Origin of the sequence: Lentibacillus amyloliquefaciens (assembly GCF_001307805.1) — a bacterium.
GTDB classification, from domain to species: domain Bacteria; phylum Bacillota; class Bacilli; order Bacillales; family Amphibacillaceae; genus Lentibacillus; species Lentibacillus amyloliquefaciens.
Window position 1 is genome coordinate 1,943,845 of sequence record NZ_CP013862.1, and the last position, 20,556, is coordinate 1,964,400.

General features: G+C 43.4%; 21 protein-coding genes and 1 riboswitch. Of the genes, 9 read left to right on the forward strand and 12 right to left on the reverse strand.

Annotation, left to right across the window (positions count from 1 at the left end; translation table 11 throughout):
* Nucleotides 1-339 precede the first annotated feature (339 nt).
* The 4 genes from AOX59_RS09685 to AOX59_RS09700 all read left to right on the forward strand — a co-directional run bounded on the left by AOX59_RS09685 (nt 340) and on the right by AOX59_RS09700 (nt 3,971).
* The gene (locus AOX59_RS09685) at nt 340-1,755 is read left to right on the forward strand and encodes a dipeptidase (protein ID WP_068445087.1); all 1,416 of its coding nucleotides are present in this window, start codon (nt 340-342) and stop codon (nt 1,753-1,755) included.
* Nucleotides 1,756-1,930: 175 nt separating this feature from the next.
* A complete protein-coding gene (locus AOX59_RS09690; RefSeq protein ID WP_068445088.1) occupies nt 1,931-2,314 on the forward strand; it encodes a GntR family transcriptional regulator in 384 nt (127 codons plus the stop codon).
* Nucleotides 2,304-3,176 (forward strand): ATP-binding cassette domain-containing protein, encoded by an 873-nt coding sequence (locus AOX59_RS09695; protein WP_068445091.1) that lies wholly within the window; start codon nt 2,304-2,306, stop codon nt 3,174-3,176. The genes AOX59_RS09690 and AOX59_RS09695 overlap by 11 nt, the downstream gene beginning before the upstream one ends.
* A 3-nt stretch (nt 3,177-3,179) precedes the next feature.
* A complete protein-coding gene (locus AOX59_RS09700; protein WP_068445092.1) occupies nt 3,180-3,971 on the forward strand; it encodes a hypothetical protein in 792 nt (263 codons plus the stop codon).
* A gap of 186 nt (nt 3,972-4,157) precedes the next feature.
* Here AOX59_RS09700 and AOX59_RS09705 read toward each other — a convergent pair whose 3' ends face one another.
* The 3 genes from AOX59_RS09705 to AOX59_RS09715 form a co-directional block, all read right to left on the reverse strand.
* Complete coding sequence (locus AOX59_RS09705) at nt 4,158-4,592, reverse strand: universal stress protein (protein ID WP_068445095.1); 435 nt, start codon at nt 4,590-4,592, stop codon at nt 4,158-4,160.
* Between the two features lie 113 nt (nt 4,593-4,705).
* Nucleotides 4,706-5,470: an SDR family NAD(P)-dependent oxidoreductase gene (locus AOX59_RS09710; RefSeq protein ID WP_068445097.1), complete on the reverse strand. Its 765-nt coding sequence runs from the start codon at nt 5,468-5,470 to the stop codon at nt 4,706-4,708.
* A gap of 118 nt (nt 5,471-5,588) precedes the next feature.
* Nucleotides 5,589-7,820: a bifunctional 2',3'-cyclic-nucleotide 2'-phosphodiesterase/3'-nucleotidase gene (locus AOX59_RS09715; RefSeq protein WP_082684179.1), complete on the reverse strand. Its 2,232-nt coding sequence runs from the start codon at nt 7,818-7,820 to the stop codon at nt 5,589-5,591.
* 233 nt (nt 7,821-8,053) lie between these two features.
* On the opposite strand from AOX59_RS09715, the gene AOX59_RS09720 reads away from it, so the two are divergent.
* Nucleotides 8,054-8,755: an NAD-dependent protein deacylase gene (locus AOX59_RS09720; protein WP_068445098.1), complete on the forward strand. Its 702-nt coding sequence runs from the start codon at nt 8,054-8,056 to the stop codon at nt 8,753-8,755.
* 181 nt (nt 8,756-8,936) lie between these two features.
* On the forward strand, nt 8,937-9,125 hold the full coding sequence (locus AOX59_RS09725; RefSeq protein WP_068445100.1) for an aspartyl-phosphate phosphatase Spo0E family protein: 189 nt from the start codon (nt 8,937-8,939) through the stop codon (nt 9,123-9,125).
* 50 nt (nt 9,126-9,175) lie between these two features.
* Here the strand turns inward: AOX59_RS09725 and AOX59_RS09730 are convergent, their stop codons facing one another.
* Together AOX59_RS09730 and AOX59_RS09735 are read right to left on the reverse strand one after the other, a co-directional pair.
* A complete protein-coding gene (locus AOX59_RS09730) occupies nt 9,176-9,448 on the reverse strand; it encodes a hypothetical protein (RefSeq protein WP_237049242.1) in 273 nt (90 codons plus the stop codon).
* A 25-nt stretch (nt 9,449-9,473) separates the two neighbouring features.
* Nucleotides 9,474-10,394 carry a DMT family transporter gene (locus AOX59_RS09735; protein WP_068445103.1) on the reverse strand — a complete coding sequence of 307 codons (921 nt, stop codon included), beginning with the start codon at nt 10,392-10,394 and terminating at the stop codon, nt 9,474-9,476.
* A gap of 324 nt (nt 10,395-10,718) precedes the next feature.
* Nucleotides 10,719-10,815: riboswitch (SAM riboswitch) on the forward strand.
* 89 nt (nt 10,816-10,904) lie between these two features.
* On the opposite strand from AOX59_RS09735, the gene AOX59_RS09740 reads away from it, so the two are divergent.
* Together AOX59_RS09740 and AOX59_RS09745 are read left to right on the forward strand one after the other, a co-directional pair.
* The gene (locus tag AOX59_RS09740) at nt 10,905-11,645 is read left to right on the forward strand and encodes a cyclase family protein (RefSeq protein ID WP_068445105.1); all 741 of its coding nucleotides are present in this window, start codon (nt 10,905-10,907) and stop codon (nt 11,643-11,645) included.
* Between the two features lie 35 nt (nt 11,646-11,680).
* On the forward strand, nt 11,681-12,787 hold the full coding sequence (locus AOX59_RS09745) for a 5-methyltetrahydropteroyltriglutamate--homocysteine S-methyltransferase (protein ID WP_068445107.1): 1,107 nt from the start codon (nt 11,681-11,683) through the stop codon (nt 12,785-12,787).
* A gap of 51 nt (nt 12,788-12,838) precedes the next feature.
* Here the strand turns inward: AOX59_RS09745 and AOX59_RS09750 are convergent, their stop codons facing one another.
* The 6 genes from AOX59_RS09750 to AOX59_RS09775 all read right to left on the reverse strand — a co-directional run bounded on the left by AOX59_RS09750 (nt 12,839) and on the right by AOX59_RS09775 (nt 19,660).
* Nucleotides 12,839-13,717: a cytochrome c oxidase assembly protein gene (locus AOX59_RS09750; RefSeq protein ID WP_068445108.1), complete on the reverse strand. Its 879-nt coding sequence runs from the start codon at nt 13,715-13,717 to the stop codon at nt 12,839-12,841.
* A gap of 156 nt (nt 13,718-13,873) precedes the next feature.
* Entirely contained in the window at nt 13,874-15,256 is a 1,383-nt protein-coding gene (locus AOX59_RS09755) for an FAD-binding oxidoreductase (protein ID WP_068445111.1), read from the reverse strand.
* Nucleotides 15,257-15,400: 144 nt separating this feature from the next.
* Nucleotides 15,401-15,787: a VOC family protein gene (locus AOX59_RS09760; RefSeq protein ID WP_068445113.1), complete on the reverse strand. Its 387-nt coding sequence runs from the start codon at nt 15,785-15,787 to the stop codon at nt 15,401-15,403.
* A gap of 138 nt (nt 15,788-15,925) precedes the next feature.
* Nucleotides 15,926-17,209 carry a GntP family permease gene (locus tag AOX59_RS09765; RefSeq protein ID WP_068445114.1) on the reverse strand — a complete coding sequence of 428 codons (1,284 nt, stop codon included), beginning with the start codon at nt 17,207-17,209 and terminating at the stop codon, nt 15,926-15,928.
* Between the two features lie 54 nt (nt 17,210-17,263).
* Nucleotides 17,264-18,040: a 3-hydroxybutyrate dehydrogenase gene (locus AOX59_RS09770; RefSeq protein ID WP_068445116.1), complete on the reverse strand. Its 777-nt coding sequence runs from the start codon at nt 18,038-18,040 to the stop codon at nt 17,264-17,266.
* A gap of 255 nt (nt 18,041-18,295) precedes the next feature.
* The gene (locus AOX59_RS09775) at nt 18,296-19,660 is read right to left on the reverse strand and encodes a sigma-54 interaction domain-containing protein (RefSeq protein ID WP_068445118.1); all 1,365 of its coding nucleotides are present in this window, start codon (nt 19,658-19,660) and stop codon (nt 18,296-18,298) included.
* A gap of 117 nt (nt 19,661-19,777) precedes the next feature.
* Here AOX59_RS09775 and AOX59_RS20470 point away from each other — a divergent pair, with 117 nt between their 5' ends.
* Nucleotides 19,778-19,900, forward strand: coding sequence for a hypothetical protein (locus AOX59_RS20470; RefSeq protein ID WP_257720681.1), 123 nt, complete (start codon nt 19,778-19,780; stop codon nt 19,898-19,900).
* Between the two features lie 129 nt (nt 19,901-20,029).
* Here AOX59_RS20470 and AOX59_RS09780 read toward each other — a convergent pair whose 3' ends face one another.
* Nucleotides 20,030-20,554: a GrpB family protein gene (locus tag AOX59_RS09780; protein WP_068448254.1), complete on the reverse strand. Its 525-nt coding sequence runs from the start codon at nt 20,552-20,554 to the stop codon at nt 20,030-20,032.
* Nucleotides 20,555-20,556: the final 2 nt, after the last annotated feature.

The following is a 20,556-nucleotide window of genomic DNA, read 5'->3' on the forward strand; positions in this document are numbered from 1 at the left end:
TAATTCGTTATAAATATAGGATTCCACTGTTTTACTCTGTTTTAATTCTAATATCCAATGGATGAAAAGCTATTGTGTTAGCGGAACATCTGCCCGAACCAAAACATCACCTATTCACCTAAACATGGAATAGTCACATCAACCTTCTCCCCTTTTTCACACGTCCTTTCTCCTATAACGGACAAATTATTTCATAATCAAGCAACTTTCGAATTATATTTTTGGACAAGTCATCTTTTGTTTAAAAAAATTCGCAATATAAACGATACGTTCGGTCTATTGTGTATATATAATTAAATAGTAGAATAATAGATAACAAAACAAAGGGGAGGAAAATTTATGCAAAAAAGGTTAGCGTATTTGATTGTGGCCGTTCTGTTTCTACCGTTCAGCTCTGCCTCTGTCCTCGCACAGCCTGTGGAAGTGCAGGATGCTGAATCAATTCACTTTAACTCGACTGTTGTCGACGGCCATAGCGACACGATGATGAACGTGATCGATGAGGAAACATGGCTGCCTGTAAACGACATTGGTGAGGAAACATCTTTTCATCTGGACATACCCAAGGCTCAGGCAGGCGGAATCGATGCACCATTTTTTGCGGCCTATACAACCGGCTATTATGACAACAACCCCCGTACGATAAGCAGAACGTTAGCTTTGATTAATGCTTTACACTGGACAGAAGAACAAAACCCCGACGACTTCAACATCTCATCCACCACCAAAGAAATTCGGCAAACAGTAAGGAAAAATAAAATCGCAGCCATCCCGACCATTGAAGGCGCCTACTCATTACAGGAGCACAATGCATTAGGTCTGCTCCACCAATATAACGACCTTGGCGTGAAAGTTCTCGGTTTCAATTGGAACTATTCAAACGCCCTTGGCGAAGGTGCTGACAGAGTATATGGAGATCCGGAAAAAACGCCATCGGAAGGCGGCCTCACGGAACTGGGTGCTGAAGTAGCACGCGAAATGAATGATATTGGAATGGCGATCGATGTATCACATATGTCACGCAACACTTTCTTTGATGTGCTCGAAGTAACTGATGCTCCTGTCATTGCATCCCATTCAGGTGTCAATGCGGTGAAAGCACACCAGCGCAATCTCACGGATGAACAACTCCAAGCCCTTAAAGAAAATGGAGGACTCATCAACATCGTATTCTATCCGACATTTTTGACTAATGACGAATCCGGTTCTGTTGAAGATATAGTGAACCATATCGATCATGCTGTTGATTTGATTGGCATTGACCATGTCGGCCTCGGCTCTGATTTTGACGGTGCTTCCATGCCTGAAGACCTGCAAAATGCAGCGGAAATGCCGGGGATTACCGAGGAATTGGTTAATAGAGGTTATTCGAGCCAGGAGATTGAAAAACTGCTCGGCGGGAACGCACTGCGTGTCCTTAAGGAAGTCGAAAAAGCAGCAGAAAACGATCCATCTCATCGTGGCGTCAGTCCTGTTGTTAAGCCGGAGTATGAAATGGGCGAAACCATTAACACCAGAACACCACTTCTACAGGCTGATATTGAAACGAAAAAAGGAGCACCTGTTGACGAAGACAGTTTTAAAGTGATTGTAGACGGCATCGCCTACGAACCTGATTACAATAAGAAAACTTCGACATTGTCACTGCAGCTGTCTGAGGAATTGCAAGAGCGTTTCCATGTGGTAACCTTTGAAGCTGAAAACAGAGCAGGTAAACTCACACGCGAAACCAGAATCTTTTATATTGATGATTAAATTATAAAGAGCAGGATGGCCCGCCCATCCTGCTCTTTAACTAATGACACAAAGGGGTCAGACCCCCCAGAAAAAAGTAAACTGAACTTATTGACGAATTAACATTAACGCATTATACTTATATACATAACTATATAACCGTATTACTATATGACCACAAGGTGGTGATCGCTCATTGGCTAAACCGTTTGATGACAATAAACCTATTTTCATGCAGGTTCGGGAAGAAATAGAAGATCAGATCTTAAACGACCAGTTGAAGGAAGAGGACCAGGCGCCTTCAACAAATCAATTGGTCAATTTTTATAAAATCAATCACGTAACGGTATCTAAGGGGATAACGCAGCTGGTTGATGAAGGCATACTGTACAAAAAGCGAGGGGTCGGCATGTTCGTTGCTGAAGGTGCGAAAGGAAAACTTATTCAAAAGCGGAAGGAAGCTTTTGTGGATGATTACGTTCTCCTCCTTGTTCAGGAAGCTAATAAGCTGGAAATATCGGAAACCGAGATCATCTCGCTAATCAAACATGTAAAAGGAAGTGATCAGTATGACGTTTGATGTGGAAGTGAATAATGTATCGCTGCACTATAACGGATTTGCGGCATTAAAGGATATATCCTTCAAGCTGGACAACGGTAAAATCTATGGGCTGCTGGGAAGAAATGGCGCCGGTAAGACCTCCCTTCTCACCTTACTCGCGTCTTTTCGGAAAGTTAAAAGCGGTTCGATCAAAATTGGCGGGGAAAATCCTTTTGAAAATGCCAAGATAATGCAGCATGTCACCTTTCATTACGAAGCCGACTACAGTGAGTTAAGCGAAAATATCAAGGACATGCTGGATGATGCTGAACGCTACCGGCCCTATTTTGACCGCGATTATGCGCATTATCTGGCAGACCGTTTTAAACTGCCCTTGAAAAAACCGATCAAAAAACTGTCCAGAGGCATGCAATCTGCCTTTGAGGTGACTTTGGGATTGGCTAGCCGCACACCTATCACCATTTTCGACGAAACTTATCTTGGCATGGATGCACCTGCACGGGAAATTTTTTATGAAGAATTGCTGGAAGATCAGGCAAACCATCCACGTACCATGATTTTATCAACCCATCTTGTGTCAGAAATGGATTATTTATTTGATGATGTCATTATTATTGACCAAGGAAAATTTGTGCTGCACGAGAACTACGAAACACTCGTGTCAAAAGGTGCATCAATCACAGGTCCTGCTGAAGAGGTTGATACGTTTGTCGGTAATATGACCCGCTTGAATGAACAAAAACTGGGAAATACAAAGGCTGTCATGGTTTATGGAGAGCTGGATGAAACACGCCGGACAGAAGCTCAGCGAAAAGGTCTCGAAGTCGGTCCAATTTCCCTGCAGGATTTATTCATTTATCTAACAAGCGAGGAGGTCTAGCACATGAGTCAAAGAACTTTCTTCCCAAAAGTAGCTCTTGATATGTTTGTCATGCAAATGGTGTGGTCCCTGTTTTTCTTAGGAATTATTTTGACGATTCATATTGGGATGATCATCGTTTCTGTCAACACAGGTGATTCCATGGTGGACTTTTTATTCTTTACACATGGTTCTGCCAAAATATATATGCTTGTGATCGGGATTATCTCGACATATGGTTTTTTAAGGCATTATGCCCACCATGGTATTACGAGAAAGGATTATTTCACTGGATCTGCTATAGCTGCAGCTGGTGTAGCACTTGCTATCGGGGTGATAGCAATAGCATTAACAGGGATGGAATATGTGGTTATGGAGATGGCGGATATACAAGGTACATTGGACCGTTCCCTCGCAGGTGATGCAATCCAAGTTGGAAATAATAGCATCAGCATTGAATTTCCAAAAGCGATATTTGAATCATCTGTTCTCATTCAAAGCAGCAGCTGGATCGTATCACTCTTCATGTATTCATTAAATATCCTTACCTATTATGCTGCCGGCTGGCTCATAGGCTCCGGGTTTTACCGGTTTGGCTGGTTCATCGGTTTGGGCTTTATCCTTCTTTCGCTACTTTTTATCATAACTGGAGATTTACTCTGGGGAACTGAATTGGGAGAACCATTGTCAAACTGGCTGCCCTTTGACTTAATCAGCCTGCCACTTTACGGATCATTTTTAGGCACCATCATTATTATCGGGATTATGCTATGGCTAATCCGCCTTGCTACCCGAAACGCTACCATTAAAATGTAAGTTAGTCGGAAAAACACTGAAGAAAGAGCAGGCGCATTTATTGCATGTGCCTGCTCTTGTATTTCAGTGAGGGGCAACTGATTTGAGTTTTGCGCTCCCCCTTCCCGTCTATTGCTGATAAACCTAAATAACCCTCAATGCCGTAAGCCAAGCATTGAGGGAGCTCTATCCAGGAATGAATCTAATCTATTTGATAACTAATATCGGACAATTGGCATTCTGAACGATTTGGTTACTGACGCTGCCCAGCAGCAGTTTTTTCATTTCGCCGAGTCCTCGGCTGCCGACAATAATTAAATCCATCTCGTTTTCATCGGCATATTCACATACCTGTTTCCCGGCGTTACGCTGTGAGCGATCAATCACGATATCCGGGTATATTGCAATGTCTTCAGATTCAAATTCTTCCTTAATCTTTTGCAAATCGGGACGCAGAAGATCCGCCAATTCCCCTTCAACCCTGCTTGCCATCATTGAATTCGCGTTCGGACCTGCCTGTGACACGACTGAGAGGATATATACTTCTGTCTCCGGTATTCCTGCAGCCTGCATTTTAGCTTCTTGAAGTGCTTCTTTACTCAAATCAGAACCGTCATACGCAACGAGAATTCTTCTTTTCATAATGAACACTCCTTGTAGGAAAGTTAATGAAGACATGCCTTCTTTCCGGATTGTATCTGGTGGCTCAGTACCAAATCACGCGGTATGACAACACTTCCTGAGAACTTTTTCTATTAATCTGCCTGCATGCCGCCGTCAACGTTGTAGAGTGACCCATATACAAACGATGCTTTATCGGAAGCAAGGAACATGACAACTTGTGCGACCTCTTTTGGCATTCCAAACCGCCCGGCCGGGATTCCCTGTTTAATGGCCTCTGCCGCCGCTCCCGGGTCATCCGGTGATGTGTTTTGCTGGATACTTGTCAGCATTTGTGTGTCGATTGCTGCCGGGGCCACTGCGTTAACACGAACTCCATTTTGGGCTGCTTCCAGTGCTGCTGTTTTCGTCAGCCCGGCCACGGCATGTTTGGATGCAATATAGCCTGCCATTCCCGGTGAACCTATATAGGCCGCGTTTGAAGCCGCGTTGATGATGCTGCCATGTTTTTGTGATTCCATTTGCGGGATGACATGTTTCAATCCCAAGAAAATGCCTGTCGTGTTAATGCTCATAACTTTTTCAAACGTTTCTTTCTCCAAATCTTTAATGTTTTTGAACGGACCGTTGACACCGGCGTTGTTGAAAAACACATCGATACGGCCGTAAGTATTAACTGTATCTTTTACATAATTTTTCACATCGTCTTCATTTGTGACATCAGCTTGAATCAATTTAACTTTATCTTTGTCGCCGTTTAATGTGTCTTTTGTACTAGATAATGCTTCTTCATCGACGTCGACAAGGACAATTGTATCACCGTCATCTAAAAACTGCTGGGCCGTTTCCATGCCGATGCCGCCAGCTCCGCCTGTAATTAGTACTATTTTATCTGCCATAATTAATTCCTCCCTTTCAATAGTCCTATTCCCGCTGAATGACTGAATTAAAACAATATATCATTGAATAAAAAAATCCTCTCTCGAATGACGTTTATCCATTCGAGAGAGGTTTTTGTCATCCCATGTTTTCAACCAGTTCTTCTCCATCGCTCCGGAGAGCTTCTTTGGCTTCATCTGTAATAAATTTAGCCATGCCTTTGTTATTCAAATGCTTCAGGAAGTCTTCAGCTTTTTTGACAGCTTGTTGTTGATGGCCCTTATCCAGATGATGTTCAGCCTGACGGAGTTTATTGGTGAGTTTGACGGCCATTGGATGCTCGATATCACCGGAATCCTTGAAGTCAGTTACAGATTGCTTCACTGAATCCAATGTTACTGACTCTGCCAGATTAAGCTCATATTTGGCAAAACCGTCAGTACCTTCTCCCATATAGGAAATATCATCATGTTCATCAGTGAATTCCTGGGCATCCGGTGATGACTGGAATGTCAGTTCAGGGTCACCATCAATTGACGCAAATGACCAGTTCCCGTCAGCAGAAGGATCGATGGTTTCATTTTCCTGAATGTAATTAATGATAACCTGCCTGTTCTCCATCTGTGGCGAAAGGACAACCTGGCTTCCGTCAAGATTAGGGAAGTTGCCGCCCCCGCCTGCACGATAATTGTTCGTGGCAACGAGAAATTCCTGATCGTCTGCCACCGGTTCACCATTATAACTTAAATTCTTGATCCGGTTGGCATCAGAGTTGACCAGTTCACCATTGTTGCTGTATTTGGACGGTTCGGTAACATCGACTTCATATGTTACGCCATCGATAATATCAAAGTTATACGTTGAAAAATCGCTATCAACGAGTGATTGCTCGTCAGTTGCATCTGAATCTATCTGATTAAATTGACCTGCTGACATTTCCAGCCAGTCATCAATCTCTTCACCTGTCAATTTGACGACTTTCAGTGTATTTGGATAAACATAAAGATCAGCTACGTTTTTGATGGCAATCGGCCCTTCCGGAATGTGCGTGTAGTATCCCGGGCCACTTCTGCCGCCTGCTTTAAATGGCGCTGCTGCTGAGAGAATCGGCAAGTCTTCGTATTCTGTCCCCCTAACGGCATTTTCGGTATACCATTCCTGTGCGTCAGAAACAATTTGCACAGATGGATCATCTTTTACCAATGCAAAGTAACTATAGATCGGTGAAGTTGTCTGCCCGACTTCTGAACGGATGTATTCCAGCGTTGCCTGATGATCATCCGATACGGCATCAAGAATTTCCTGATCTGGTTCAACCAATGGTTCACCGGTCTCCTCATTATAAATGGCGCGGACTTGTGAACTTGAATCAATGACGTCCCAATCGTCACCGTTCTTCTGAAGCTTCAAATCAACGATACCGAGATGATTGCCCCAGTACCCAGCTTCTACCGACGGAACACCGTTAATTGTTCCCTTCTCCAAATCAACACCCTCAATACCTTCGAAGGAATCACCCGGGAAAACTTCATGCGCATGTCCGAACAAAATCGCATCGATGCCATCAACTTGTGTTAAGTTATATGTCGCATTTTCTTCACGCTCTTTCAATTCGGTTGACCCAAGCCCTGAATGTGGAACGGCCACAATGACATCAGCACCCTCTTCCTGCATAATTGGGACATATTTCTGAGCCGTTTTGTAAATATCTTTCGTAATCACTTCGCCTTCAAGATGGGCCTGGTCCCATTGCATGATTTGCGGCGGGGTAAATCCAATCACTCCAACATCAACGGTATGTGTATTGCCATTCGTATCCGTAACTTCTTTTGGAATAATTTTATATGGTTCAAAAAAGTGCTCATCATTCGACGGATCTTCATCACCGTCATCATGGTAGACATTGGCATTAACATAAGAGAAGTTCGCATCATCAATTGCTTCCTGCAGATAATCAATGCCATAATTGAACTCATGATTTCCGATATTGCCTGTATCATAATCCAGCAGATTCATGGCTTTATATACCGGATGCAGTTCACCTTCTTCCAGACCGTTTCTGGCAGTGTAGTCTCCAAGCGGGTTCCCTTGAATCAGATCGCCATTATCAAACAGCATACTATTTTCTGTCTCCGTCCTTGCTTGTTTAATGTGTGTTGCTGTCATGGCCAGGCCATATTCGTTGGTCGGGCTGTCCTGATAGTAGTCATAGTTAACGAGATTAACATGGATATCCGTCGTTTCCATGAGACGCATATCGACAACACTCTCTTCTGATTCAGCCTTGGTCGAATCACTGCTGATTGGGATGAATACAAACGAGACAGCAAGCCCAAGCAAAATCAGACGCCATAGATTATTTCTCCCCATTAAGAAACCCCTTTCAAATAGATTCATCTTTAATATTAAGTGAAGAATTATATTTTTGAAATAGTCTGATATATTTGCGACTAAAGGCCTAAAGGAAGAATTTTGCACGATTTTTGTATACTGGACGCATTTCTTATAAACTGGATAATAAAGGCGGCGAAATCAGTGTTGGCCTTTAAAAATTTCGGAATGATCAAAACGTCTGTGCTTATTATATAAGGAGGTATACCAGAATGAAAAATTGGTTAAAAGAATCGAGTCATACAGTTGTATTTACCGGTGCCGGCATGTCCACCGAAAGCGGACTTCCGGATTTTCGCTCCGCCAATCAGGGTTTGTGGAAGCAAAAAGATCCTAGCAAAATCGCCAGTACTGACGCCTTGAACAGCAACGTTGATGAATTTATCGAATTTTATCGCAGCCGGGTGCTCACTGTTAAAGATTATAAGCCGCACAAAGGGCACCATATTCTGGCTGACTGGGAAAAGGAAGGTATCATCCACTCGATTATCACGCAAAATGTCGACGGATTTCACCAAGCTGCAGGCAGTCAAAATGTCTCAGAACTCCATGGCACTTTAACCAAAGTGCACTGTCAGTCATGCGGGAGAGAATATAAAAACGAGGCATACGTGAATCAGACGTATAACTGCGAATGCGGTGGAATATTGCGGCCTTCAATCACATTGTTCGGGGAAATGCTGCCTCAGGATGCTTTTCAACTGGCACAGTCCGAATCGGAACAGGCTGATCTGTTCATTGTGCTCGGATCTTCGCTCAGTGTCACACCGGCCAATCAGTTTCCGCTGATCGCCAAGGACAACGGCGCCCGGCTTGTGATTGTCAACAGAGAACCAACTGAATTCGACAGGTTTGCTGATGAAGTCATTCATTCACGGGAAATCGGTGAGGTTTTGGAGGAATGGAATCATTAATGTGAACGCAGCAGTAGCCATCCGACTTCAAAAAATGACACATTATGTCTTCTTTTGTAATACTATGACTTTGTTTGCCGAATCTATTGAATTCTATTTTAAACGTGGCATAATAGATTTTGTGCGTTTATAGGGGAAAGGTCCCGATTATACGTAGAAATTGAGAAAGGAATGTGTTCCTATGCAAGACCTTGAGCCTGAAACAACCCAACAAATTATAGGGATGGCGATTGCTGTCAAAAAGAAGGAAATGATTGATTTGGGAATGACTTACGGTTTGACAGACACCAGAACAATTCAATGCAGCCAACATCTCGATGGTCTGCTGAATTTATATACAGATAAGCACAGCTTAGAGCTGACCGGGTAAACTGTATGGCACTATTTCAGGTTTGAAGAAATAGTGCCATGTCTCAATGACTAATTATAATAGCGGGATTTGATACGTTCCAGATCATTCAAAAACTGTCCGACTTCCTCCCTATTTAAGTTGATTAGCAGTTGGTCATATAAAGTAAGCACCTGTCCATCAGGCTCATGTCTGTTTTTGCTCAAATAGTCAAGAAGGCTAGTCAGTTGTTTTTCATTAAGACTTGTTTCAGCCGCAAGATGTTTCACCTCCCGCAACATAAACACATCTGCCTGCCCATCAAATTCTCCGGATATTATCTCTCCATTTAGTGTCATCATCATGTCACTCCTGAATTAAATGATACTGCTAGTTTGTGCGGTTGTATGCCCTTTTATGAGCCAAATGAGATTTTCCCGTTTTCGTTGTCAGGATTACACCGAGAATAACGACCAGAGTACCAGTAATTTTCATTATCGTAATTGTTTCATCCAGCCATAAGTATGCTCCCGCCATCGTTACGACCGGCAGGAAATTGAGAAATATTGAAGCTTGTGAAGCACCAAGCACGCTGACTGCACGGTTATAGAAGATCAGTGCAATAAACGACGGGAAAACGCCGAGATAAGCCAAGCCCATTAAATTCGGTGGGAGCATCAATTCAGTTGGTATTCCGGTTATGTACCATTCAGTCAGAACAAAAGGCAAAAGCACAACGACAGATATGCCGCTCATTGTCAAAAGGACGCCAAATTGCGGAAACAAGTGCATATATTGTTTTACCCAGATCGAATAAACCGCCCACGATGCAATAGCACCAATCATAATCACATCGCCTTTGTTCCAGTTTATATTGGCGATTGAAAAAATATTGCCGTCCAATACGACCCAAACCGCACCGAAGAACGATAATAGAACCCCAGCTATCTGGATATTCCGGAGCCGCTCCTTTAATAAAATGGCACTCAGTAAAACAATCGCAGCAGGAATGACAGTCTCCAGCACCGACACATTCGTTGACGTTGTAAACTGCAGTGCGCCGTATATAAATGTATTAAAAAACGTGATCCCTGTCAGCGTCATAATCAACAATGGCTTTTTATATGCCAGAAATTTATGGCGGTATTCCCATGCACTCCGCAGACCAAAGGGAAGCATCACAATAAAAGCAACCACCAAACGGAAAAATGCAATCGTAAATGGCGGCAGTTCATTGATCGCTCTTCCCGTCAGTATATTTCCCGCATAAAAAATCACGACGAAGAGCATCATGATATAGGCGTAGACCATGAAATTCCCCTTTTTGAACCAATTCTCTAAAATATTGGCGCTTTTAATCAGCTTGTCCCCGACCGCCTCGCCGATTTGCTGCTTGCTATGTTTCCGGTTCCGATTTTTTAAGCAGCTTAATAAGCCGGAGAAGACTGCCTAAACCAATAATATAAAACTGTGAAACACAATTTTAAATTTCGTATAGGCACTCAATTGCCCTTCCCCCTTTCACACCTATTAATAGTTTAACATAATTAATTAGCGCAAATTTTTTCACAAATACGCTTGACATTCAAAAATAACAGGTGTATTGTATTTATTAATACATAACTGAATAGAACGTTCTTATCCAGAGAGGTGGAGGGACTGGCCCTTTGAAACCTCAGCATCGGTCAATGACTGTGCTAATTCCAGAAAGCCTTAAGCTTGATGATAAGAAGAGCAGTCTTTATAAACCTTAAGCCTCTTCTTATATGAAGAGGTTTTTTTATTGTTTTAATTCAGTTCTAGTCAATTGGAGGTGAGATGATGAGCAATGAATTAATTAAAGCTGTCAATTTATTAAAGGAAAAGGAATGGGTGGATTTGACCCATGCATTCGGTCCGGACTCGCCGCATTTTTCCGCTTTTTCGCCAGCAGAGTTTAAGACCCTGTTTGACCATAATGACGGGTTTTATGCTCAGCAGTTTACATTTCCGGGCCAATACGGCACACATATCGACGCTCCTATTCACTTTGTTCCGGGCGACAACCGATATGTGCATGAATTGGGGTTGCAGGAACTGGTTCTGCCCCTCGTCGTTATTGATAAGTCGAAAGAGGCTGCGGAAAATCCTGACTTCACGATCTATTCAGATGATATACTGGCGTTTGAAAAAGAGCATGGTGAAATTGAATCCGGGTCATTTGTAGCACTGCGGACAGACTGGAGCAAACGCTGGCCCAATCAGAAGACATTCGACAACAAAGATGATGACGGCAACAGTCATGCACCAGGCTGGTCGGTAGAAGCACTGCAATTTTTATTTGAACAGCGCAACATCACGGCAATCGGGCATGAAACATTCGATACTGATGCCCAAATTGATTTTCAAAAAAACGGTGCACTCGTTGCCGAATATTTCGTCCTTAACCAGGATACATTTCAGGTTGAAGTGATGACGAATCTCGATAAAATCCCGGCTAAAGGCGCCGTCATCTTTAATATCGTGCCTAAGGCAAAAGGCGCAACCGGTTTTCCGGTTAGATCATTTGCAATTTTGCCATAAAATAGAAAAAAGCTAAAAAGAAAGAGGGAGTTAATATGACCAAAACAACTGAAAAAGCACCATTCCGCGCAGATCATGTCGGGAGCCTGCTGCGTCCCGAGAAATTGCATGAGGCAAGAAGTGAATTTAAACAAGGCAATATATCAGCCGCGGAATTGCGTGAAGTGGAAAACATAGAAATCAGACGAATTGTTGACAAGCAACTGGAAAGCGGACTTCAAGCCGTTTCAGACGGCGAGTTCCGCCGTACGTGGTTCCATCTGGATTTCATGGAGCATCTGAACGGATTTGAAGGGTATGTACCTGAACAAGGTTATGCTTTCAAAGGCGAAGAAGCAGAAAAATATAATGTCCGGAATAACGGTGCTATTTCATTTAACCCAGACCATCCATTTTTGCAGGATGTGAAAGATCTGATTGATATTGTTGATGCGCGGGCTGACGTTAAATTTGCTATCCCAAGCCCCAACATGTTTTTCAATGACGGTATTCGCAATCCGGAAATTTATCCGGACATCGATAAATATGCAGAAGATATTATCCGGACTTACCAAGAGGCACTGCAAAATTTTTATGATGCCGGCCTGCGCTACCTGCAGCTCGATGACGTTTATATTGCGGGGCTCGCTGCTGACACGGTGCCTTGGAATGAAGACTCCGGTGATCAACGTGACTATCTGATTGACCTGGCAGTCCGTGTCCTAAATGAAAGTCTGGCAGAAAAGCCCGATGACCTTACTGTAACGGTGCATTTATGCCGCGGCAATTACCGCTCTACATGGGCGTTTGAAGGTGGTTATGACCGCATTGCACCCAAGCTGTTTGCAAAAGGCAATGTCGATGGATTTTTCCTTGAATATGATGATGAACGTTCCGGAAGTTTCAACCCGCTCAAATACATCCCTGAAAATGGGCCAAGAGTTGTGCTTGGGGTTGTGACATCTAAGTCGGGTGAGTTGGAAGATAAAAATGACGTCATCGATCGTGTTAAACGCGCGTCTGAAATCGTGCCATTAGATCAGCTTTGCTTAAGCCCGCAATGCGGTTTTGCATCGACCCATCACGGCAATGAGCTGAGTGAAGAACAACAGTGGACAAAATTGAAATTGGTCGTCGATACAGCAAACGAAATTTGGGGATAAATAAAAAAAGCAGCTTGCAGGAAGTGAAATTTTGCAAGCTGCTTTTTTATTTTATCGTTTTTTTCCCTTATTCCGCCGGTTCCGTTCATTCAATTTGATGACGACGCCTTGAACCACACGCGTATCATCGTCAACCTTGCCTTCGTTTTCTTCTTCTTGTAACCCCCACTTTTTAAGCAGATGAAATAGGGCAATCGAGTAACATGTAATCTGGACGAATTTTAACAAGCCCCCGGCAGCCTGCTGGTCATAGACAGCGGTTAATGCCGGAATCAGTTCCCCTGCAACACCTGTATAAGTGGTGTAAACCGGATCTTGAATAACGAGCAAAAATATACCGATTGGCATGAGAAATAATGTTGTAAAAAAAACATACGCCACGCGCATAAAATAGCTATGATCAGCTATTTCATCTGACGGCTGAATGATGACCCACCATGTGAGAAAAGCAAACAAAACGACAAGCACTTCATAAAGGAACTGCAGAAGCATGTTTCCATTGATGACATTGAAAAATAATGGAATCAAATATACAGTGATAAGTCCATTAAAGATAACCGCAAGCGGCCATGGATGCTTGAACAGAAACCCGGCAATTTTCAAACGTTTATGGCGCCAGAAAAAGATATCCAGATACCCATTCGGCAAACTCAGAATAAAGAGCGGCACCACGACAAAAGCCATTATTGACAACTGAAAAATCAGTGCACTGACCAAATACTCCTCAGCAATCACAGCAAATGGTGAACCTTCTGCAAGATAAAACAACGTCACCGCTGTGAAGAAATAAACTTTTTGTGTCGTTGTCGTATGATAATGAGGTGATTTGATCATTGTTCTGACATACCAATAACAAAGCAATGCGGCCGCTAAAAGCGTTACAGGCCCAAGCAATTCATACCATGCATAATTACTCAACAATGCACCCATTCTGAATCACCACCATTCCTCCACCCTCCCGGCTGTTATTGCTTTCAGTTTAACAAATTACACGCAATATAGATAGAGGATTGTTTATGAATTCGCGCGTTGCCGGCGTTTCGATCGAATATCAGCGGAAACCTTGGCACTGCCAAGGTTTCCGCTTTACTTTATTATTTTACCAGGGTTCATAAGACCTTCTGGATCGAGCGCTTGCTTAATTTTGCGCATGACATCCAGTGCCACGCCGTGTTCACGCTCCTGATATTTTTGTTTGCCGGTGCCGACACCGTGTTCACCGGTGCAAGTGCCGCCGCGCTCAAGTGCATATCCGACAATCCGCTCATTCACCTGATTGGCCCGCTCAATATCATCCGGATTGTCCGGATCAAGCATCAGCAAAATATGATAATTACCATCACCGACATGTCCGACAATACCGCCGGAAAGTCCCGATTCACCGACAGCAGCTCGTGCGTCTTTCACTGCTCCGGCCAATTCAGAGATCGGCACACAAACATCGGTCACCATCTGCTTCCGCCCGGGATGGTTATGAATAAATGCGTATGCTGCATTATGACGGGCTTCCCATAGCTTGTTGCGTCCGGCGGTTTCCGTTTCGAATTCAATCTTGCGACAGCGCATGTCACTGACGATTTCTTCCATGAACGCAATATCGTGTTTCAGGCCTGCTTCATTGCCGTGCAGCTCCAGGAACAATGTCGGCACTTCGCTATAATCCGTTTCACTGTATCGGTTCATTTGTTTAATTGATTCTTCATCCACCAGTTCCACGCGGGCAATTGGAATACCGGCTTGCATAATTGCAATAACGGCACCAACCGCATCATCGACATTTTCAAACTCAGCACGTGCAGCCATAATGTGTTCAGGAATCCCAATAACTTTCAATGTCAGTTCAGTAAAACAGCCCAGTGTCCCTTCCGAACCAATGAAAAGTCCGTTCAAGTTGTAACCGGACGACGATTTTGCCGCCATACTGCCGGTATGTATCATTGAACCATCTGACATCACAACTTCCATATCACGTACATTATCACGCATGACGCCATACTTGACCGACGTTGTCCCGCTCGCGTTGGTCGCTGCCATGCCACCAAGTGTTGCATCTGCTCCGGGATCAACCGTGAAAAACAGACCGTATTTTTTCAATTCTTTTTCCAGCTGTGACCGTGTAACGCCGGGCTGCACTTTTACAAGAAAATCATCTTCGCGCACCTCCAGCACCTTGTTCATGTTGGCAAAGTCAATCACTACCCCGCCGTGTTCGGGAATGACATTGGCCTCAAGGCTTGATCCGTAGCCATAAGGTACAACAGGTGTTTGATATTTATTTGCCAATTTAATTATTTCACTTACTTCATCAGCATTTTCCGGAAATACGACAACATCCGGTAAATGCGGTGTGTGATAAGATTCATCGGAGCTGTGCTGTTCCAGCAACGTTTCATTAATCGTTACACGTTCTTTTGCCAAAACATGATGCAATTCTTCTGTCAGTTGCGTGATTGTTTGAGTCCCCTCCATGAATACGTTCCCCCTATTACTTTTGGTTTATCCTTTTCCCGCATGTAACCCCGCCAAAGAGCGGCGGCTAACTGATCATAAATGTCCGATTCGGCTCTACTAACATTCAGTAGGGGAAAGCGCCCTACTGAATGAAGTTTCGCTTTATCGGGCCTGTGATATTTGAATCAGGTTTCCGCATGTGTCGTCAAAAATTGCAAACGTCACAGGCCCCGTTTCAGCAGGTTCTACCGTAAATTCAACATTATGATTTTTCAGCCGCTCATATTCGGCGTGAATATCATCCACGACAAATGAAGTAATTGGAACCCCCTGTTCATAAATAGCTTCCTGATATGTTTTTGCAGCTTCATTATCATTCGGCTCCAGCAACAGCTCCACCCCATCCGGTTCTTCCGGTGAGACAACGGTGAGCCATTTAAAGTCCCCTGCCGGCATATCCATTTTTTTCTGAAACCCGAGAACTTCTGTATAAAATTGCAGAGCTTTCTCCTGATCTTTTACAAATACACTTGTGATTTTAATTCGCATGTCGAGCCTCCATTCGATTACCTTCATTATAGCAGGAAAATTGGAATATTTTAATACAAGGATGTTGCTCAGCCATCATAAAAAGTCTCGACACCCGTTATGAATCGGGTGTCGAGACTTTTATAGGTAATATAAAACTTAATAAATGCCAATAGAAGCAATCAATATAGATACCGCCACAGCAACAATTGGAATCAAAACCGCTACTACAAAAATATCTTTATAGCTGTCTTTATGCGTCATTCCCGTTATGGCAAACAATGTCAGCACAGCGCCATTATGCGGAAGAGCATCCAAGCCGCCGGATGCCAGTGATGCAACCCTATGAAAAGCCTCAGGACTGATGCCGCTTTCCATTGCAATGTCATAATATCTCGATCCAAGTGCTTCAAGTGCTATCCCTAAACCACCCGAAGCTGAACCGGTTGACCCTGCGAGAATATTGACCGTTACGGCTTCAGAAATGAGCGGATTTCCGCGGATGCCCATCAGCAGTTCAGTTAGACGGTCGAAACCGGGAACCGCTTTGACTACCGTTCCAAAGCCCACAGCAGCACTTGTGTTGAGAATTGCCAGGACAGACCCGCTTGCACCACTATTGATGGCGCTGACAAACCCTTTGAACTTCGACAGGTTAAGCAGCATAATCAGAAGAATCCCTGAAATCAGGGCAACAATAATATCCCATCCAAATGCATTAAGAGTAACCAGAACGGTCAACAGCGGTAAAAGTGATAAGAAAAAATTAGGTATATCGGCCTCTGAACCAAGCACATTTTTATCTTTTGGCTCCGTATACGCTTCACCGTTCGCTTTCAATTTCCTCTCTCGCCGTCGCAGATAGAGATAACCGCCGACTGCCATAACGATTGTGGCTGCAATTCCCATGATCGGTGCCGCCATAGCATCAGTAGCAAAATGTTCCATCGGGATTAGGTTTTGTATTTGTGGTGTTCCCGGCACTGCTGTCATGGTAAATGTAAATGCACCAAGCGCCACGGTTGCCGGAATCAGCCTTCTCGGAATATCCGCCTCTTTAAACATCGTGAGAGCCAGCGGATAAACGGCAAATACAACAACAAATAAACTGACGCCGCCATATGTGAGTACAGCTGCTGATGCGAGAACCCCCAGAATTGCCCGTTCTGTACCAATCAATTTTGTCAATGCAACCGCAACAGACCTTGCCATCCCAGTATCTTCCATCAGTTTTCCAAAAATCGCCCCCAGCATAAAAACCGGAAACCAGCTTTTTGCAAAACCGACTAATCCTCCCATATACGTGTCTTTGTAAGCATCCAGTAAATCAAGTCCGCCGGTCAGTGCCACCACACCGGCAGCGATTGGTGCTACCCAAAGAATGGACCAGCCGATATACGCAAGCCCCATCAGTACAGCAAGACCAAGTATGATACCAATCATTATACCCCTCCGTGATCATTTCAAATTATTTTAGATTGCGCTCTTGTCTCCCGGTTACTGTGCTGTGTAGCCGCCATCAAGAACAACTGCCTGACCGGTGATCCCCCTTGCTTTGTCGCTTGCAAGATACTTCGTATAATCCGCAACTTCCTGCACTTCTAAAAGACGTTTTTGCGGCACGAGCGGATACAATACTTCTTCCAAAACTTTTTCCACCGGAACACCACGATTTTTGGCCAAATCTTCAAATTGATTGCGTACAAGCGGTGTATCCACATACCCCGGACACATCGCATTAACCGTAATACCATGTTCAGCACCTTCCAAAGCAGCCACTTTAGTCAAGCCAATCACACCGTGTTTGGCACTGTTATAGGCTGCTTTTCCGCCAAAACCTATCAGTCCGTTGATGGAAGCCATGTTGATAACCCGTCCGGAACCTTGCTGTTTCATAATCGGCAAGACATGCTTTGTCGCCATAAATGGCGCTACCAGCATGACTTTAGTTATAAGTTCGAATTTCTCAGTAGGAAAGTCCTCCAGTGAGGCGACATGCTGCATTCCGGCATTATTGATCAAAACATCCACTCTTCCATAAATCTCAACCGTTTTATTGATTGATTGCTTCAAATCTTCTTCATTTGTTACATCACACGTTAGCTGAATACAGTCAAAACCATTCTGCGTCAATCTTTCAGCAGCTTCTTTCAGTTTCTCGCTATTAATATCCGACAAAGCTACTTTCGCACCGTTTTTGGCAAATTCAACAGCAATTTCATATCCAATACCACTAGCTGCACCTGTAATAAATACAACTTTATTCTCCATGATTTGCCTCCTATTTTTACATGATTTTCGTTTATTTCATTTTGTCGATAAATTAAAACGCTTTCATTTTATGTCACCCCTTTAGAAATTTATTAGCAAAAATCATGCCAATTTAAAAAATCGATTTGAAGACAACACAAACAAATAAAAAAGAACCCTTTTTCCGCTTTTACGGAAAAAGAGTTCATCTTTACGTATGTGTCTTCACAAGACAGTTGTTCCGGATTCCAGGAACCATTTCCAGAAAGCCGGAACACTTTAAATGCCATACTTTTTGGTCTTCTCATAAAAGCTGGATTTCCCGATTCCAAGTAATTTTGCAGCTTTAACTTTATCACCACCAGCCTGTCTCAACGCTGCCCGGATAGCCTTTATTTCGGTTTTCTCAAGAATATCTTTAAGACTATTACGATGATCCTTAAAAACCATCTCCGGCTGCATGTGTTCCGGTAAATCATTCCTTGTAATAATTTCAGAGTTTGTCAAATGAACTGCGGATTCCACAACGTTCTCCAGTTCCCGCACATTACCCGGCCAGTCATAATGCAGGAAAAAATCCAGTACATCCTGTTCAAAATCAATCACACGATTACCGGTACGATTTGATATATTGCGCAGTATATATTTCGCCAGAACACGAATGTCTTCAGGACGCTCACGGAGTGGCGGGATCGTTATTCGTACAACATTGATACGGTAATAAAGATCCTCGCGGAAACGGTCCTGTTCAATTAGCTTCTCCAGTGACTGATTGGTAGCTGCGACGATTCTGACATCAATTTTTCGGGTTTCCTCCGAACCTATTCTTTCAATTTCTCTTTCCTGAAGAGCACGAAGGATCTTCACTTGTGCGTTCAACGGCATATCGGCAATTTCATCAAGGAAAAGAGTACCCCCATCCGCCATTTCGAATTTGCCCATTTTACCTTCTTTCTTAGCACCTGTGAAAGCACCGCCTTCATAACCGAACAGTTCCGATTCCAGTAAATGCTCCGGAATCGCAGCACAATTCACTTTCACAAACGGTTTGTTGTGCCGCTCACTCAATTGATGAATACTGTGGGCGAACAGCTCCTTGCCTGTTCCGCTTTCACCTATCAGAAGAATGGAAACATCTCCGGAAGATGTTTTTATAATCTTTTCCTTTACCTCATTCAATTTAACAGAACTGCCAACAATGTCATGAAGTGAATAACTGGCCCCCGTTTGTTTTCTTAATTGTTTGCGGTAATTTTCAAGTTCAAGCAGCAGATTTTTGATATGGGTATTCATTTTCATCCACTCTTTGGTATCCCTGTACAATACCGTTCCCACCGCACCAACTACTTCTCCATCAGAAAAAACCGGTATCCGGTTAGCGATCATATGGTTCCCGCGAATATATTGAAGGTCAGCAATTTCTTCCTCACCCGTTTTAACGACAATATGCATTCTGCTGTTCTCAATCACTTCTGTGACATGTTTTCCGATTGCTTCTTCTCTAACGACCTCCAGAAACCGGCAATAATTATCATTTAAAAAAGTAATGATTCCATTTTCATCAACGGCCACAAAACAAAAGTGAGATTTTTCGAAAACGGTTTCAATAATGGCTTCTTTATTTTGCGTTATTGTGGACAGCATGGTTCGCCGCTCCTTTATCTATTAAATTCATGCTATGTCCATTATTATACAATTAAAAAGAATGGTTATGAACCGTTTGTCCGGAACCTAACCAGCAATCACTCTTTATCATACGTTTTGCGAGATAATCTCGCCGATATTGGAATAAGTCTGGGATTTCTGTTAATGGGGATGGCAAGTGTTGTTCTCATGGCCTCAATTATGAAGCAGCCGCAAAAGCAGGAACGGATTTCAGGCTAGAATTTCTGACTGAGTTTCCTTATATTCGGGCTAAAAATCGAAGTTAGCTTAAGTTGTCACAATTTTACCATGAAATCCCAGCAATCCGGTCTATTAATGCTATAGCCTATGAACAACGAGCCGCTCCGCTTATGGAATGCTCTTTTCCCGATACCACGCCAGTGCCTTCTGCTCGGTTTCCTGAACAAATCGATGTTTTCCTTCAATATAAGCAGCTATATCATCCGGAAAACGCGCAGCCAAATCCAGCTTCAAACGACTGTAGCTGGCCGCTTTATCCGGATGCGCCCGCAAATAATCCCTGAATGCCAAGTGCCGCTCCAAGTGAGTGCTTCCTGCCTCAATTATGTGCACATGATGTGTCCGGTTCTCTCCGCCTTTTTGAAAAAAGCGGCGTCCGGTTATGCCGAATTCCCCTTTTGCCCCATAGCCAATTGCTTTCATTTCACTGTCAAACTGATCAACCCGGCTGACGTCCTCAACGACCGGCATCATATCGATAACCGGTTTGGCGTAAAGGCCTTCCACAGATGTACTGCCAATATGATGAATGTCAATTATCTCATCACCAAATATCCGCTGAATTTTTCCCGCTTCAATATCAAACTGAACCGGCCAAAGCGCATCGTATATCACCACTTCAACTTTTCGCATAA